Source organism: Palleronia abyssalis, from assembly GCF_900302445.1.
GTDB classification, from domain to species: Bacteria; Pseudomonadota; Alphaproteobacteria; order Rhodobacterales; family Rhodobacteraceae; genus Palleronia; species Palleronia abyssalis.
Window position 1 is genome coordinate 85,023 of sequence record NZ_ONZF01000010.1, and the last position, 15,098, is coordinate 100,120.

16 protein-coding genes are annotated in these 15,098 nt (G+C 63.1%); 4 read left to right on the forward strand and 12 right to left on the reverse strand.

The window, feature by feature from the left end; genetic code table 11:
* The first annotated feature begins 88 nt into the window (after positions 1 to 88).
* Positions 89 to 754: a L,D-transpeptidase gene (locus PAA8504_RS17170; protein ID WP_108895385.1), complete on the forward strand. Its 666-nt coding sequence runs from the start codon at positions 89 to 91 to the stop codon at positions 752 to 754.
* A 47-nt stretch (positions 755 to 801) separates the two neighbouring features.
* Here PAA8504_RS17170 and PAA8504_RS17175 read toward each other — a convergent pair whose 3' ends face one another.
* Positions 802 to 1,074: a hypothetical protein gene (locus PAA8504_RS17175; protein WP_108895386.1), complete on the reverse strand. Its 273-nt coding sequence runs from the start codon at positions 1,072 to 1,074 to the stop codon at positions 802 to 804.
* A gap of 192 nt (positions 1,075 to 1,266) precedes the next feature.
* On the opposite strand from PAA8504_RS17175, the gene PAA8504_RS17185 reads away from it, so the two are divergent.
* Together PAA8504_RS17185 and PAA8504_RS17190 are read left to right on the forward strand one after the other, a co-directional pair.
* Positions 1,267 to 3,621, forward strand: a complete 2,355-nt coding sequence (locus PAA8504_RS17185) for a heavy metal translocating P-type ATPase (protein WP_245897679.1) — start codon at positions 1,267 to 1,269, stop codon at positions 3,619 to 3,621.
* Between the two features lie 66 nt (positions 3,622 to 3,687).
* The gene (locus PAA8504_RS17190) at positions 3,688 to 4,197 is read left to right on the forward strand and encodes a L,D-transpeptidase family protein (protein ID WP_108895388.1); all 510 of its coding nucleotides are present in this window, start codon (positions 3,688 to 3,690) and stop codon (positions 4,195 to 4,197) included.
* Between the two features lie 3 nt (positions 4,198 to 4,200).
* Here the strand turns inward: PAA8504_RS17190 and phnE are convergent, their stop codons facing one another.
* From phnE to PAA8504_RS17210, 4 genes are read right to left on the reverse strand one after another with little or no spacing between them, the layout of a single operon-like run.
* Entirely contained in the window at positions 4,201 to 4,959 is a 759-nt protein-coding gene (gene phnE, locus PAA8504_RS17195) for a phosphonate ABC transporter, permease protein PhnE (protein WP_108895389.1), read from the reverse strand.
* Entirely contained in the window at positions 4,959 to 5,741 is a 783-nt protein-coding gene (locus PAA8504_RS17200) for a phosphonate ABC transporter ATP-binding protein (RefSeq protein ID WP_108895390.1), read from the reverse strand. The genes phnE and PAA8504_RS17200 overlap by 1 nt, the downstream gene beginning before the upstream one ends.
* Positions 5,738 to 6,613 carry a phosphate/phosphite/phosphonate ABC transporter substrate-binding protein gene (locus PAA8504_RS17205; RefSeq protein WP_009824424.1) on the reverse strand — a complete coding sequence of 292 codons (876 nt, stop codon included), beginning with the start codon at positions 6,611 to 6,613 and terminating at the stop codon, positions 5,738 to 5,740. Before PAA8504_RS17205 ends, PAA8504_RS17200 begins: the two co-directional genes overlap by 4 nt.
* Positions 6,613 to 8,490 (reverse strand): cytochrome c peroxidase, encoded by a 1,878-nt coding sequence (locus tag PAA8504_RS17210; protein WP_108895391.1) that lies wholly within the window; start codon positions 8,488 to 8,490, stop codon positions 6,613 to 6,615. The genes PAA8504_RS17205 and PAA8504_RS17210 overlap by 1 nt, the downstream gene beginning before the upstream one ends.
* Before the next feature lie 97 nt (positions 8,491 to 8,587).
* Here PAA8504_RS17210 and mntR point away from each other — a divergent pair, with 97 nt between their 5' ends.
* Positions 8,588 to 9,046, forward strand: a complete 459-nt coding sequence (mntR, locus tag PAA8504_RS17215) for a manganese-binding transcriptional regulator MntR (RefSeq protein ID WP_050532592.1) — start codon at positions 8,588 to 8,590, stop codon at positions 9,044 to 9,046.
* A 261-nt stretch (positions 9,047 to 9,307) separates the two neighbouring features.
* On the opposite strand, the gene lnt is transcribed toward mntR, so the two are convergent.
* Genes lnt through PAA8504_RS17255 form a run of 7 tightly spaced genes read right to left on the reverse strand, consistent with a single transcriptional unit; the run spans position 9,308 to position 15,087 of the window.
* Entirely contained in the window at positions 9,308 to 10,879 is a 1,572-nt protein-coding gene (lnt, locus tag PAA8504_RS17225; protein ID WP_108895392.1) for an apolipoprotein N-acyltransferase, read from the reverse strand.
* Entirely contained in the window at positions 10,876 to 11,349 is a 474-nt protein-coding gene (gene lspA / locus PAA8504_RS17230) for a signal peptidase II (protein ID WP_108895393.1), read from the reverse strand. Before lspA ends, lnt begins: the two co-directional genes overlap by 4 nt.
* A gap of 4 nt (positions 11,350 to 11,353) precedes the next feature.
* Entirely contained in the window at positions 11,354 to 12,136 is a 783-nt protein-coding gene (locus PAA8504_RS17235; RefSeq protein WP_108895394.1) for a ZIP family metal transporter, read from the reverse strand.
* 22 nt (positions 12,137 to 12,158) lie between these two features.
* Positions 12,159 to 12,617 (reverse strand): DUF411 domain-containing protein, encoded by a 459-nt coding sequence (locus PAA8504_RS17240; protein ID WP_108895395.1) that lies wholly within the window; start codon positions 12,615 to 12,617, stop codon positions 12,159 to 12,161.
* Positions 12,618 to 12,620: 3 nt separating this feature from the next.
* Entirely contained in the window at positions 12,621 to 13,994 is a 1,374-nt protein-coding gene (locus PAA8504_RS17245; RefSeq protein WP_108895396.1) for a M23 family metallopeptidase, read from the reverse strand.
* On the reverse strand, positions 13,991 to 14,617 hold the full coding sequence (locus PAA8504_RS17250) for an SCO family protein (RefSeq protein ID WP_108895397.1): 627 nt from the start codon (positions 14,615 to 14,617) through the stop codon (positions 13,991 to 13,993). Before PAA8504_RS17250 ends, PAA8504_RS17245 begins: the two co-directional genes overlap by 4 nt.
* On the reverse strand, positions 14,617 to 15,087 hold the full coding sequence (locus tag PAA8504_RS17255) for a copper chaperone PCu(A)C (RefSeq protein WP_370739703.1): 471 nt from the start codon (positions 15,085 to 15,087) through the stop codon (positions 14,617 to 14,619). Before PAA8504_RS17255 ends, PAA8504_RS17250 begins: the two co-directional genes overlap by 1 nt.
* Positions 15,088 to 15,098 lie beyond the last annotated feature (11 nt).

Genomic DNA, 15,098 nt, shown 5'->3' on the forward strand with positions numbered 1-15,098 from the left:
AGTAACGCCTCACTCCTTCCCGGGCGAACAACACTGCGTTCGGGGTAAGGTTCGGTTTGCCGTCCAATGCGTGAACGGAGCAATCTATATGCTGACAAGACGACACTTCATCCAGACGACCACCGCGCTGTTTTCGGCATCGATATCCAGCCCGCTCCTTGCAGACACGTGGCCTACCGATGCGCAGAAGGCAGGTTGGGACGCACAGGTTACACCTCCCGGCTACGACCCGGCCACGTCCAACCCTTGGGGCCTTCACCCTCGCTTCCTCCCAAAGCGGGTCCTCGCGAAGGATGGACTTGTACCCGGTGATATCCACGTCGATGCTGTTGCGCGCTATCTCTACCACATCGAAGAAGGCGGCACGGCGATGCGCTATGGCGTGGCGATCGCGCGCGGCAAACTTTACGAACCGGGCACCTATACGATCAAGCGCAAGGTCAGGTGGCCGCATTGGCAGCCGACGCAGAACATGATCGACCGCGATCCAGAGCTCTACGCCGATATCGCCGACGGTATGGAACCCGGACCTGAAAACGCGCTCGGATCGCGAGCCCTCTATCTCTTCGTCGGCGACCGAGACACCTATCTAAGGATTCACGGGACGCCGTATCCGAGAAGCATCGGCGGCCGTGCGAGTTCCGGTTGCGTCCGAATGGTCATGGCACACATCAATGATCTCTATCCCAACGTCGAAATTGGCTCGACGGCATTCCTGTACTCGGCGGAAGACAGCGTCACCCCGAGAAGTTGACTGGCGCATCATGTGTTACGCGTGGGTCTGACGCATCTATGGGCTGATCAGGACTGGCGCGAAGTGCAGATGGGGTTGCCACCAGCCGAGCGTAGCGGAACCAAGGTGTTTTCCACCGGACCGCTGTGTTCATACCAATAACAGCCATCCTCGGGACGAAGCCGCGCCGTGGTGAGATCCTGACCAGGCGCAGCAAGGGCAATGACGGCCTCGGGAACACTTCCCGCTTCGTTGCGAGCGGCGCCGTCGTCCAGCGTTGGCACCGCGCAGCCAGCAAGCACCAATGTCGCTGTGATAATCGGTGCGTTTCGTTTCTGCATGTCTACCTCACTAATTCTGATCGCTTCGTACCGGCAAGCGTTGCTCCAACCGCGTCGTTTCAAGGGGGCGGCTAGCTTCAAGCCTCCGCAGGGCGCCTTTCTTGCTGGACGAATATCCACTTTTTGCCCTTGAAGCTCTAGTTACTGTAGGGGCTATGTCAATGTGGAATCAATGAATCCTGAGGTCAATCCATGTCTTCCGACGGCAACGGCAACGATCACGGCCATCCGAGTGATCAAGAGCATTCTGACCCAAGAGGCAAATCCTGTTGCGACGCCAGCAAGGACGTCGCGTTCACGGCGCCAGCGCCGTCCGGCGGAAGGAGCTTTCAGGTCTCCGGGCTCGATTGCGCCGAAGAGGTGGCGATCCTGAACCGGGTTGTCGGGCCGAAAGTGGGCGGAACCGAACACCTGGCATTCGACGTGATCAACGGGCGAATGACCATCCTCGATAGCGCCGAGAGGATACCAGACGACGAAGTCACGCAGTTGGTCGCAACGACCGGCATGAGCGCGAAGCCATGGGATGCCGACAACGCAGCGGAGGACCAGGCGGCGCATCTGGCGCGTCAGAAGCGCTTCACCGCGTTGAGCGGCGGCTTCTGGGCGGCGGGTTTCCTTTTCCACATCGTCGAGACGGGCATGGGCGGCGCGCTCGGGCTCTTTGCGGGGCATGGCGAGGCGCCGATGCCAATGGCGGAAGCGGGGCTCTTCGCCGTCGCGATTCTTTGCGGTGTCTGGCTTGTCGCGCCCAAGGCCTGGTCTTCGGCGCGGAGGCTTAGCCCCGACATGAACCTGCTCATGGTGGTGGCCGTCGCGGGCGCCATCGGCCTCGGCGAGTTTTTTGAGGCCGCGACGGTCGCCTTCTTCTTCTCGCTTTCGCTTTATCTGGAGAGCTGGAGCGTGGGGCGGGCGCGTAATGCGGTTTCCGCGCTCCTCGATCTGGCGCCGCCAACGGCGCGGGTTCTTTACGACGACGGATCGGAATCCGACGTTCCGGCCGCGGCCGTGGCAGTCAATGCAAGGTTTATCGTGCGCGGCGGCGACCGGATCCCCCTCGACGGTGAGGTCGTGGACGGGGCAGGGGCCGTCGATCAGGCCCCAATTACTGGGGAAAGCGCGCTAGTGCCCAAGGAACCCGGCGACGAGGTCTATGCCGGCACGATCAACGGCGAGGGCACACTGACGGTGCGGGCGACGAAGGCCGCCTCGGACACGGTGCTCGCGAAAATCATTCGCATGGTGGGCGATGCCCATGCCCGCCGCGCGCCGGTCGAACAGTGGGTGGCCAAGTTCGCGCGCATCTACACACCCATCGTGATGGCTTTGGCGATCGCCATCGCGCTGGTGCCGCCACTGCTGCTCGGCGGCGCCTGGGACTACTGGTTCTACAATGCTCTGGTCCTTCTGGTCATCGCCTGTCCTTGCGCGCTGGTCATTTCTACGCCGGTCTCCATCGTGGCGGCGCTGACCGCGTCGGCACGGGCGGGGGTGCTCATCAAGGGCGGCGCCTATGTCGAGGCGCCGGGGCGGACCACGGCACTGGCGATGGACAAGACCGGGACGATCACCATGGGCGAGCCTGAGGTGGCGGCGGTTCACCCGCTGATCGGCGTTTCCGCCCGCGATCTCATGGCGCTGGCAGCAAGCCTGGAGGCGCGGTCTTCACACCCGCTGGCACGCGCCATCCTCTCGCGTGCCGAAGCCGATGGTGTTTCCGTGTCTGCCGCAGAGGACACCCGCACCGTGCCCGGGCGCGGCCTGGAAGGACGCGCCGACGGGCGCGTTATCTGGCTCGGCTCGGATCGGTTCGCCGAAGAGAAGGGGTTCGGCAATGCCATTCCGGCGGATCTGCGGGATCGGATCGAAGGGGCAGGGAGCACCCTCGTTGCCGTGGGAGACGAGACCGGCGTGACCGGCGTACTGGAGCTTCGCGATCGCATCCGCCCAGATGCAAAGGGGATTGTTGCGCGCCTGCATGCGCAGGGTGTGAAGACCATCGTGATGTTGACGGGCGACAACGAACGCACCGCGCGCGCGGTGGCAGCCGAAGTCGGCATCGACGAGGTGCGCGCCGAACTTTTGCCAGAAGACAAGGTGACGGCCATTGAGGAACTCGTCGAAAGCCACGACATGGTGGCGATGATCGGCGACGGTGTGAATGACGCACCGGCCATGGCGCGGGCGCATTATGCCATCGCCATGGGCGCTGTCGGATCGGATGCCGCGATCGAGACGGCCGACATCGCGCTGATGACCGACGACATCGGCAAGGTACCCTGGCTTATCGGCCATTCGCGCCGTGCCATGACGATCATCCACCAGAATATCGGCATATCGCTGGCGACCAAGGCGCTGTTCGTCGGGCTGACCGCGTTCGGCATGGCCTCAATGTGGGGCGCCATTGCTGCGGATGTAGGCGTGTCTCTGCTGGTGGTCGCCAACGCACTTCGGCTCCTGAACGGCCATCAGGTTGAGGCCGGGCCTTCAGGCGGAGAACCGGTGGGCGAGCAGATGGCGAAGGGAGCACTGGCGCACGGTCATTGATCCGGCGGTTTCGGTAGAGTAACGTCTGACATCAACTAGACCTCGCAAAAGGGGCGTCGAGCAGTGATGAATACCAGAATTCCACGGCGGGTCTTGCTGTTGGGCGGATTGGCCGCCCTCCTGTCAGGCTGTGCCAGCAAGTTCCGGTCCTACAACGGACCCGAAGTGACCCGGCTGCGTATGTACAAGGCGCAGCGGCTGCTGGTTCTTGACGGCGCGGATGATGTCTTGCGGACCTATCCCATCGGATTGGGCTTCGCGCCCGAAGGCCACAAGCAGTTCGAAGGGGACGGCCGCACGCCGGAGGGCTCCTACGCGATTGACCGGCGCAACCCGGACAGCCTCTTCCACCTCTCCATCGGCATCTCATATCCCAATGAGGCCGACATCGCGTTCGCGGAGGCGCAAGGCCGATCTCCGGGAAAGGACATCTTCATTCATGGCGGCCCAAGACGCGGGATTGACCCTGTGAATGTACGCGACTGGACCGCGGGCTGTATCTCTGTCACCGACCGGCAGATCGAGGAAATCTACGCCATGGTCAGGGACGGAACCCCCATAGACATCTATGCCTGATCGTCAGGTGAAGCGACGGCGCAGCGCAACGTTGATAGCTTCGATGGCGATGACCATGACGACGACGGCAATCGTGACGCTGGCCGCCTTGTCATACTGGAAAGAGCGCACGTAGGTCTGGATGTAAAAGCCGATCCCGCCCGCGCCGACAATGCCGAGGATCAGCGACTCGCGCAGGTTCAACTCGAACCGGAAAATCGTGTCGCGGGCGACGACCGGCGCCATTTGCGGCCAGATCGCGTATCTGAGCCGCACGAGCGCTCCGGCGCCCGCGCTTTCCAGCGCGGCGATCGGCGCGCGGGACACGCCGTCGATCGCCTCGGCATAGAACTTGGCGAGCATCCCCGTTGCATGAAAGGCGACCGCGATGATGCCGGGCAGCGGCCCGAGCCCGACAGCGCCCACCATGAGCATGGCCACGAGGATCAGCGGAATCGCCCGGATGAAGGCAAGCAGCGTTCGGATCGACCGGAACACCGCAGGGGATACCATCGTCTCAGACGCGAGAATGCCGAGGGGAACGGACAGGATCACAGCACCGAGGGTGCCGAGGATCGCGATCCTCAGCGTTTCCGCGCTGCCCTTCTTGATCTCGGCCATCACCGTCGGGTCAGGCGGAAACATGCGACCGAGGAAATCGGCAATGCGCGGGCCGGCCGACATGAGACGCGACAACTCGACATCGGTCGTGGCGAAGGACCACAGGATCGCGGCTGCGATCAGACCGCTCGTCGCAAAGCCGCCAAACCCGCGGAACGCCATCAGGACACCGCCCTGAGGCCGATACCGGGGATTGGCTCTACCTCCCGATAGAGCTCCGCCGTCGCATCATCGTTCAACTCGGAGGTCGGCACATCGAAGGCGATCCGCCCGGCCCGCATGCCGATGATGCGCTGCGCGAAACGCCGCGCCAGGTCGGGCTGGTGCGACGAAAACAGCGCCGTCGCGCCGCGCGCTTGCGCCGCCCCGGCCAGCAGCGCCAGGATCTCACCTGCACGCGCGGGGTCGAGGTTGCTTACCGGTTCATCGGCCAGAATAAGCCGTGGTTCCTGCGCCAGACACCGCGCGATGGCGACGCGCTGCCGCTGCCCGCCGCTGAGGCTGTCGACCCTGCGTTCGGCAAGATCGGAAATGCCGCAATCGGCAAGTACCGTGCGCGCAATCTCCAGATCGTGCTTGGTCGATGACCCCATCAGGGCGCGCAGGGGAGACATGCGCCCCAGGCGGCCATTGAGGACGTTACGCAGAACCGTGGAGCGTTCGACCAATGCAAACTCCTGAAACACGAAACCGGTATCCGAACGGCGCGCGCTCGGCGGCGGGAGGTCGGGATCGAGCGGCGCACCCAGAACCGATACCCGCCCGCTCCAGCCTTGGAGCCTGCCGTCGAGCAGTGCCAGCAGGGTCGTCTTGCCCGCCCCGGACGGGCCGAGCAAAGCGACGCTCTCGCCCGCCGAAACCCGAAACGAGACCCGCTCCAGCGCCGGGAGGTCCGCGCCCGTATGGGCAAACCTCAGGTCGTCTACTTCGACAGCTGTGCTCATCGCAACAGCCCGTATTGCCGTGCCATATCGCGTACGCCGTCATAGGCGGCGCCGTCGGCCCTGACGTACCCATCCGGTCCATAAAAATAGCGCAGCTTGTTGCGGTGCTCCGGCTCGTTGAGCCGCAGCATTGCGTCGACAAAACGGTCCCGCAGAGCGGCATCGAGCCCCGGGCGAGCGATCACCAAATGGCTCGGGATCGGCGCGCTTTCCGCGATCCAGGTTACCTCTGCCTGTTGCTGCGGCGTCAGAAGCAGGTCGGCATACTGGCTGGCGCCTGCGGCATCGACCAGGCCTTCGGCCATCGCCTGCATCGCCTGCTGGTAGCCGCCCGCGAAGAAGACGCGGCCGAAGAATGCTTCCGCCTGTCCGGGGTCTTCGATCAGCCCGGCTTCTACGAATTCGGCGAGCGGGTAGAGATAGCCCGATTCCGAAATCGGATCGGCAAAAGCGATGTCGCGCCCGCGCAGGTCTGCGAGCGCGCCGATGCCGCTGTCGCGCCGCACGAAGATGCGGCCCGTATAACTCGGCGCGTCGCGGTAGACCTCGGACAGGAGCGGCACGGCACCGATCTCGGCCTCGGCCAGAACGAAGGGCAGGGCGCCCATGAAGGAGATATCCGCGTCGCCGTTGCGCAGCGCCTCGACCGCCGCTGCATGGTCGATGGTGACGAACCCCTCGACGGGGACGCCGATCTCCTCTGCCAGCCATCCGGTGATGGCCTCGATGTCCCCCAGAAGCTTGTCGGGGTTCTCTTGCGGGATGAAGGCAAGCCGCAGGGTTACGTCTTGCGCGGCGAGAGGTGTCGCCAGCGACACCGCGCCCGCGCCGACCAAGGTCAGTATCGTTCTACGGGTCAGATGGACCGGCATCAGAATGCCCTCTCTTCGATTGCGTCGGCTTCGGACTTGAACGCGGTCCAGCTTGCTTCAGCGGCCTCCCAGTCTTCCACGCGGACGGCGGCGCCGACCGCGGCCAGCCGCTCGGCCAGCGCATAGACCTCGGGCCGGGCGGGGAGGTTCGACATGGTGCTGGCGTCGGCCGAAAGGTCCGCAGCCACGGTGTCGGTCAGCAGCAGGATATGCTCTGCGTCCCGCCGCGGCAGTAGCGTATCGATTGTCGAGGCGAAGGTCGTCAGTTCGGCGAATGCCAGCCGGAAAGCGGTGTTCTCGGTGTCGAAGGCTTCATAGGGCTCGTCTGCCGCGCCAACGGTCTCGAGATAGGCGGTTAGGTCGGCGCGGTCTTCCTCGGTAAGCCCAAGCGATTTCGTCTCGTCGAACCAGTCCACGACGGCGGCCAACGTCGGCAATGACCCGTCGTGGAAATAGGGGGCGGTATAGGCCGTGCCGAGCAGCGTGGGCGTGTCCAGCGCACCGGCGCGGGCCCCCTCGTAGCCCGGCGCGACTGAGCCGATGTCGTGGGCCTGCCGGTCGAGGAAGTTCGCGTCTGGCACGTGGCAACTGGCGCAGGACCGATCGCCGAGCCGGGCGAAGGGCGTATTGAAGATCTCCTCGCCGCGCCGGGCGGCCTCTTGGGTCGTATCGGTCAGACGGCCATCAGTCGTCAGCATGGAATTCGGCAGGAAGTCGAATTCGAGCATGTAGGCGACGAGAGCGTCCAGCATGAAGGGCGTCGGTTCCTTCCCGCCGAACTCGTTGACGACCACGTTGCGGGTAAAATCGCGCAAGGAGGCGAAGCGGCCATCGCGGCCGTAGGGACCGGTAAAACGCAAGCCGCGCAGGCTGGGAATGTCGAGCGGGTCGTCGCGCCTGTCATTGAAGATCGGGTTGAAAAAGGCGCCGTCCACGTCGATCGCGCCCGGTTGGTGGCTGGCGCCGGGGATGAAGAGCCGCTGGTTGACGTCCGAGCGGTTGTGACAGGTCGAGCAGGCGATCCCGAGATCCTGCGCCGGGCTTCCAAAGAGTTGCGCGCTGTCGAACAGCATGTCGCCGTAGGCAACAAGCGGCAGATCGGTCTCGTCGATGCCCTGTTCCTCGAAGTTGAGCACGAGCAGCGGCAGCGGGTCCTGATCGAAGATGTCGGACCCAGGCGGCAGGCTTGGCGGTACCTCGATGGCCTTTCCGCTGAGCACAGCTGTTTCCGGCAGGGCGCTCAGCGTCCGGCGCGGAGCGAAACTGTCCAGGAGGTAGTTCTCCGCAAGATAGCCGGAGATGACTGCACGGGCGGCTTCCATCGTGTCGCGATCCGCAGATGTGGCGCCAGCGCCGAGAACACCAGCGGAACCTGTGCTGCTGTTGAGTTCCAGCCAGGCGAGGCCGATGCGTCTTGCAGCTTCGGGATCGGCCGCCGCGATACCATCCTCAAACGCACGGTAGAGTTCGCGTACCGTCTGCACCGCCAGCTGTGCTGTCGCCGATTCTTCGGCCGCGAGAGCACGGTCCAAATTCTCCTCAATCCTGAGCGCTACAAGCCGCGTCGCCTCGGCGAAGACCGCCTGCAGGTCTTCGCGCATTATAGCGTCCAGGAGACCGTCGGGCTCGATATCGCTTTTGCGGTCCAGCCACGCCAGCGCCCCGACAGAGAATTCCGAACCCCGGTAGGGTTCCGTCCAGGCGGTCTCGATGTCGTCCCAGGGCAGAGGCTCGAGATTTCCAAGAAAGAGCGTCAGACGGTAGGCCGCTGCCTCGGGAAGCCAAGGCGCCTCCTTGGCCGGCGTCGCGGCGACAGGTCCGGACAGGAGGAACGCACTTGCGAGTGTGGCGAGCAGCACTCTCATAATATTTCGCATCACCACGGCCTCCAAAGTACAAAGTTAGACACGGCTAACTTATCTACCCGAAGCAAACAAGTTGTCAATCCCGCTGTTTCGCTGCAAAGTCCCGAGTATGACAAAGCTACAATCACAAGGGCGTGAGCCATTCGAAGCGGTCGACCGGGCTCCCGAGGCGCAGGCCGATGGCTTTGCGACCGTGCGTCAGGCACATGAAAGCGAGATGGCGGAGGATTACGTCGAACTGATCGCGGAACTGATCGAGACGCGCGGGGAGGCCAGACCGGTCGAGATCGCCGAGCGGCTTGGCGTGAAGCCGCCGACCGTGACCAAGAACATCTCGCGGCTCAAGGCTGCTGGTCTGGTCCGGCGGGAGCCATACCGCGCGATATTCCTCACCGATGCCGGGCAGGACCTCGCGGAGATCTGTCGACGCCGCCACAGGGTCGTCGTCGCCTTTCTTCTGAGCCTGGGAATCGACAAAGAGACCGCGGAACGCGATGCGGAAGGGATCGAGCATCACGTCAGCGGGACGACATTGGAGGCGTTCGAGCGACGGCTCAATCAGAAATGAGCTCGCCTAGATGCACATTCGCGCGATTCTCTATCGGGACCTCGAGCTATCGGGTCTTCAAGCCGCTGACACGTTTGCGCAATTTCGAAGCTCGCTAGCCGAGAACCCGCGACAGCACGATGGTTGCAAACAGGGCGACAAGTCCGAAGGCGATCGCAGACGCTACCGCATATTGGAGGATATCCAGGTGATTCCCCCTCCTCCGTCGTGCCAGATAGCCACCCCAGATCGCGCCTCCGATAGCGCTCACGATCACAAGCATCAGGATACCTCCGTTCCAAAATGCCGCGCATCGGGATCTCGTCCGAGCAAACTGGCCAGCCAGCCGAAGACCCAGCACCCAAAAACAAGAACCAACAAGGTCCAGTCGCCGAACCGCGCATAGGGCGTTGGAGTACGCGCGCCCGGCAGGCCGGCATCAATGGTGCCTGTTTCCCCGGTATCAAGACGCGCGACGACATTTCCATTGGCGTCGATGATCGCGGATATCCCAGTGTTGGCCGCCCGGACCACGGGAAGCCCCTCCTCGACCGCGCGCATCCGCGCGGAGGCGAGGTGCTGCTCGGGTCCGATGCTGGTTCCGAACCAGGCATCATTTGTGGCGTTGAATATCCAGTCGGGACGGAAAAGGTCATCGACCACGTGGCCCGGAAAGATGATCTCGTAACAGATCGCCACCGCGACCAGAGGCGCGCCAGGGATCGCCAGCGTGCGCGGCCCTGGTCCCGGCGTGAAATCGCCCAACCCTTCCGTCAGTCGTTCGATGGGCAGCCAGCCTCTCAGCGGCACATATTCGCCAAACGGAACGAGATGATGTTTTGCATATCCCGTCAGAATCTCACTGGTGCCATCGTATGCCTGAACCGTGTTGAAATATCTGGTTCCCCCATCGCCCTCCACTCGGTCAGGCGCACCTGTCAGTAGGATCCTGCCGTCTGGCAAAGCTGCAGATATCCGCGCGCGTGCCGCAGCATCTTCATCCAGAAAGCCGGGGAAGGCCGTTTCCGGCCAAAGCAGCACATCGAAACGTCCGGGTTGCGCGGACAAGCCCAGGTATTTTTCTAAGGCTCGCTGGCGGCTGCCCGGTACCCACTTCTCGACTTGTGGCACATTGCCTTGGACGATGCGCAAAGCAACGTCTGTCGGCGGCACGTCCTGCCCTGACCGAAGCGCACCGCCAACCCAGAGACCCGTCACAGCAACGGCGAAGAGCACGAGAACAGGCACGCGTCTGTTTGGTGCCGCCACAATCAACACACCGGGCAACAGCCCGATAAAGACCGTGAGAAAGCTCAACCCATAGCTTCCGACCCAGGCGGCGGGTTGGCGCAGGGCGGCACGTTCGACAAGGGCATAAGCGGCAAGGTTCCAGGGAAACCCCGTCAGGATATGACCCCGCAGCCATTCCGTGACCACCCAGCAGGTTGCAAACAGAAGGCCCGCCGCAATGCCGCCGAAAGCTCGTCGTTGCATGATGGCGGCAAAAAGCATTGCCGCCATGCCCGGGAAGATGGCCAGTCCGGCGGACAGTCCCGCGACTGCCGGGATCGCAAGGGCACCGAAACGTTCGGAATCGACGTAAAAGCTCTCGGCGATCCAGGAAACTCCAAACCCGAACTGTCCCATTCCGAAGACCCAGCCGATGAAGAAGGCAGGCGCTGCCGAAACCTGCCGGAGCATGAGAAAGAGTGCTGAGAAGGCGACCGGAAAAACGATGAGCCATGAGAACGGTGGAAGGGCTAAAACCGTTAATCCGCCCGCCATAAAGCTGATCCCTGATCGCAGGGGAATGTAACGGCCACGACCCGTCAGTGGTTGCAAGCCCGTCATCATGTGCCAGTCTGAAACTTGACGCTCAACCAAGGGGCTATGAGCAGTAGGCACACGCCGCCGACCACGAAAACATCCGCCATGTTGAAGGCGGGCCAATGCGTGGATCCGACGTAGAAATCGAGGAAGTCCGTCACACCCCGAAACCGGATGCGGTCGAGGACGTTGCCGAGCGCACCGCCGATGATCGCACCATAAGCGATAGCCTCAACCCGGTTGTCAGTGCGCACCAGCATAGCCGCCAACCAGACGCAGATGCCAAGCGCCAATACGACAAGGCTCCGCCACGGCGCACCGCCGAGAAGCCCGAAGGTCACCCCGTCATTGCGCAGGTAGATGAGATTGAAGCCGGGAAAGACCGATACGCCGGAACTAAGAACAGTCGCATTGGAAACAACGATTGCCTTCGTTGCCTGATCGACAAGAAAGGCGATCAGAGCAGCAAGCAGACCGGCGAAGAGGCAAGTTCTCATCCGCTTATCCCAGCCAGACGTCGAGGAACAACATGATCACAAGGCCAACCGCGAGGCCGAGCGTCGCCCTGTTCTGATGGCCGGACCGGTGGGTTTCCGGAATGATCTCGTGGCTGATGACGTAGAGCATCGCACCTGCTGCGAAGGCGAGACCCCAAGGCAGCAGCGGTTGCGAGATGCTGATGATACCCGCGCCGAGAAGTCCACCGACAGGCTCGACGAGACCGGTCAGGGCGGCGATGCCCCAGGCGCGAAACCTGGAATAGCCCTCGCCGAGCAACGAAACCGCCACCGCCAGACCTTCGGGGGCATTCTGTAACCCAATACCGATCGCAAGTGGCAACCCGCCCGACAAACCGTCAGCCCCGAACCCGACGCCGACGGCAAGCCCTTCGGGGAAATTGTGGATCGTGATCGCGATGATGAAAAGCCAGACGCGCCGCAGCGATGCGGCGTCGGGACCTTCCCGCCCCGTCTTGAAATGTTCATGCGGCAGCCGTTCGTTCATCAGAGCGACCGCGCCCATGCCAAGCAGGATCGCAACACACACGATGGCCGCCGGGAGAGCACCGTTGTCGAACTGTCCTTCAGCTGCGTCGAGAGCCGGGATGATCAGCGAGAAGAACGAGGCCGCGAGCATGACACCCGCCGCGAAGCCAAGCAGCAGATCGCGCGTGGCCCGGGACGGGATGCGCCCAAAAAGAACGGGGACCGCTCCGACCGCGGTCAGCGATCCGGCGGCCAGGCTTCCAAGAAAGCCAAGCGCTATGGGGGAGAGGGGTTCCAATTGTTGAGGTCTTGCCGGGAGCTCAGTCAGGAGCCGAGTAGCTGGTGTAGACCTCTGTCGATCCGTCTTTGTGGATCAGGAAGACATCGTAAGCCTCCCGGTCGTCCTCCGGTCCCATGCCGGGCGACCCGTAGGGCATTCCCGGCACCGCCAGGCCTACCGCGTCTGGCCGGTCCTCCAGCAGGCGTTGGATGTCAGCCGCCGGTACGTGGCCTTCGATCACGTAGCCGTCGACCAAAGCCGTATGGCAGGAGACCATGCGCTGAGGCACCCCATTGTCGAGCTTGAAGCGCACAAGAGATCCTCCGAACATATCCTCGCCTGTCGGCGCGAAGCCATTCTCCTCCAGGTGCTTCATCCAGGACAGGCAACAGCCGCAGCCGTTGGTCTTCCGGACATCGATCGGGATCGCCTCTGCGACGGCCTGCGCCGCGGGAAGCAAGGCAAATGCGATGGCAAGGACGGGAGTAAATCGCTTCATGGATCAAAGCCTTTCGGTTGTCGTTTGTGCAAATTCGCTGGCGAGCCTCTCAGCCAGAAGTGAACGCGCCTCACTCAGTCGCTCAAGCGCGGCCGTGTCGTCCGCTCCACGCTCGGCCGCCTCTGCCAGTCGGTCGTCAGAGAGAGGGTCGGTTGGGCGACCGTCCACCAGCACTTCGTAATGTAGGTTGGGGCCTGTCGCGGTACCCGTCGCACCGACGCGGCCGATCAAATCTCCGGCCATCACGCGTTGCCCTTGTGTGAGGCCGTCCGGTACAGCGCTGAGATGGGCGTAGCGCGTCAGGGTGTCGGAGCCATGCGCGATTTCAACCACCCGGCCATACCCACCGCGGCGGCCGATGAAGCTAACGCGGCCAGGCGCCGTCGCTCGTACCGGCGTGCCGCGCGCCGCCGCGAAGTCGACCCCTGTGTGCATCCGTACATTGCCGTAGACCGGGTGGGTACGGCGCCCGAACACAGAACTCAGCCGTGCACCTTCAACCGGTTGCGCGAACACGCGCAGGACTTCCCCGTCGACATAGATCGTCGCTTGGCCGCTGCCGTCGTTCGGCCAGACGATTTCATAGACCGAGCCATCGATATCCAGTGCGGCAAAGGCAAGCTCGGGCTGACCAATCCTCTTGTTCCCGTCTCGGGCCTCGCGCCAAAGGAGGCGCATCGTCTCGCCACCCGCAAGATCACGACGGAAATCCACGGTGCCGCCCAGCATCTGCGCCAGGTCCACCGCAAAACGGGCGGGGATGTCTGCCGTGTCCAGGGCGGCGAAAATCGAGCTCTCGATCACCGTCTCGCCGGCGAAAGTCACCAATTCGGGGTCCGGGTCCAACACGCGGGCGGCAAGCTGTTCGCCGAAGACCGCCTCTATCCGGACACCGTCTTCGACGGCGAGTTCTACACGACGCGGCTTGCCGTCGGTTTCTGACACCACCGTAATTACATTACCCGGACGCAGATGGCGCAGATCATATTCCGCACCAATCGCCAAGGCGATTTCGGCGCGATCCGAAGCGTCCAGCCCCGCATCGGAAAGGACCGCATCAAGCGTCTCGCCAGACGCAATCTCGCGCGACCATGTGACCAGCGGGGGCTCGATAGATGGCAAGGAGGTATCAGCCAAGGAGACGGGCAGGAGGGGCAAGGGTCTGAACTCGAACGCGACATCTGCCTGGGCCAGTGTAGGGCGGACCGAATTGGTTTCGGCAATCCGAGGCGGCGCGAGCGGATCGGGAGTCCAGAGGGTCGCTTCAGCAATCGCAGAGGGCACCGGTTCTTTGGACGGAACGCCAGAGATGGCGATGGCGGTCACCGAAAATGCGCCTGCGACCGCCACGGCCGCCAAGACAGTTCTAATCTTCATTTTGCCCCCTCTACGTCTTCTGTCAGTGCGCGCCGGATCTTTGGCACCGCGAATTCTCTTGGCTCGTGATAGTCGATCATCGTGACGAACTCACCCTTGGCATCGAACAGGAATACGCTTGCCGTATGGTTCATCGTGTAGTCGCCCCCCTCGGTCGGGACGCGCTCATACGAGGCACGAAACCCTTCGACCACTCGGGCAATCTGGTCTTCCTGCCCCGTCCAGCCACGAATGATCGGATGAAAATAGCCGACATATTCGGCCATGGCCTCGACCGTGTCCCGCTCCGGGTCGACCGTGATGAAGACCACGTTCATCTCTGATGCTTCGTCGCCCAGTTCCTCAAGCCAGCCGGAAATATGCGATAGGGTCGTCGGGCAGACGTCCGGGCAGTAGGTGAACCCGAAAAACACCATTGTCGGACGACCGATCAGGTTGCCTGGCCCTACCTCAATTCCCTCGTGGTCGGTCAGTCGAAACTCCATCGCCGACAGGGGCAGGGGCCGCTGCCCTTTTGGTTCAGGCGCACCGGGCCCGTCCACCCGCCACCAGCCCACGAAGAGCGTCAGGCCAAGAACGCCGGCACCGGCTGCGCCGCATAGAAGGAGCTGCCGACGTTGCATCAGCCCTCCGGTCCACGCGCGGCGATGCCGAGGATCGGGACCTCGACCGTCACCTTGCCGCCATCCGAGAAGGTCAGTGTCAGGAGGAAGGTCCCGCCTTCGGTCATCGGCTCTTGCAGCTTCATGAGCATGGCGTGCAGCCCGCCCGGCTCCAATGCCACGCTTTGGCCCGGTTCAATCGTGATTTCGCCTGCAGGAGACATTGAACTGACGCCATCGGAGTTGGTTTTCGACTCATGGATCTCGGGCATCATTGCCAGCGGTGTCGCAAGGCCGGTGAGCGTCAGGGCGTCTTCACCCGTGTTGCGCACGGTCATATAGGCGGCACCTGGCCTGTTGACGCCGATCGAGGCGCGGGACCACGCGTTTTCGACCACGACATCCTCCGAACCGGCCAGTGCAGGGGCCGACAGCCCTACAACCGTCAAAAGCACGGCCAATGCATTGGTATATCTCAACTTCTTCACCACTCGTTTCTCCT

What these genes read in the sequence shown, in the direction of transcription:
- PAA8504_RS17170 (WP_108895385.1), top strand. Translation starts at nt 89, where the DNA reads ATGCTGACAAGACGACACTTCATCCAGACGACCACCGCGCTGTTTTCG.
- PAA8504_RS17175 (WP_108895386.1), bottom strand. Translation starts at nt 1,074, where the DNA reads ATGCAGAAACGAAACGCACCGATTATCACAGCGACATTGGTGCTTGCT.
- PAA8504_RS17185 (WP_245897679.1), top strand. Translation starts at nt 1,267, where the DNA reads ATGTCTTCCGACGGCAACGGCAACGATCACGGCCATCCGAGTGATCAA.
- PAA8504_RS17190 (WP_108895388.1), top strand. Translation starts at nt 3,688, where the DNA reads ATGAATACCAGAATTCCACGGCGGGTCTTGCTGTTGGGCGGATTGGCC.
- phnE (WP_108895389.1), bottom strand. Translation starts at nt 4,959, where the DNA reads ATGGCGTTCCGCGGGTTTGGCGGCTTTGCGACGAGCGGTCTGATCGCA.
- PAA8504_RS17200 (WP_108895390.1), bottom strand. Translation starts at nt 5,741, where the DNA reads ATGAGCACAGCTGTCGAAGTAGACGACCTGAGGTTTGCCCATACGGGC.
- PAA8504_RS17205 (WP_009824424.1), bottom strand. Translation starts at nt 6,613, where the DNA reads ATGCCGGTCCATCTGACCCGTAGAACGATACTGACCTTGGTCGGCGCG.
- PAA8504_RS17210 (WP_108895391.1), bottom strand. Translation starts at nt 8,490, where the DNA reads ATGCGAAATATTATGAGAGTGCTGCTCGCCACACTCGCAAGTGCGTTC.
- mntR (WP_050532592.1), top strand. Translation starts at nt 8,588, where the DNA reads ATGACAAAGCTACAATCACAAGGGCGTGAGCCATTCGAAGCGGTCGAC.
- lnt (WP_108895392.1), bottom strand. Translation starts at nt 10,879, where the DNA reads ATGATGACGGGCTTGCAACCACTGACGGGTCGTGGCCGTTACATTCCC.
- lspA (WP_108895393.1), bottom strand. Translation starts at nt 11,349, where the DNA reads ATGAGAACTTGCCTCTTCGCCGGTCTGCTTGCTGCTCTGATCGCCTTT.
- PAA8504_RS17240 (WP_108895395.1), bottom strand. Translation starts at nt 12,617, where the DNA reads ATGAAGCGATTTACTCCCGTCCTTGCCATCGCATTTGCCTTGCTTCCC.
- PAA8504_RS17245 (WP_108895396.1), bottom strand. Translation starts at nt 13,994, where the DNA reads ATGAAGATTAGAACTGTCTTGGCGGCCGTGGCGGTCGCAGGCGCATTT.
- PAA8504_RS17250 (WP_108895397.1), bottom strand. Translation starts at nt 14,617, where the DNA reads ATGCAACGTCGGCAGCTCCTTCTATGCGGCGCAGCCGGTGCCGGCGTT.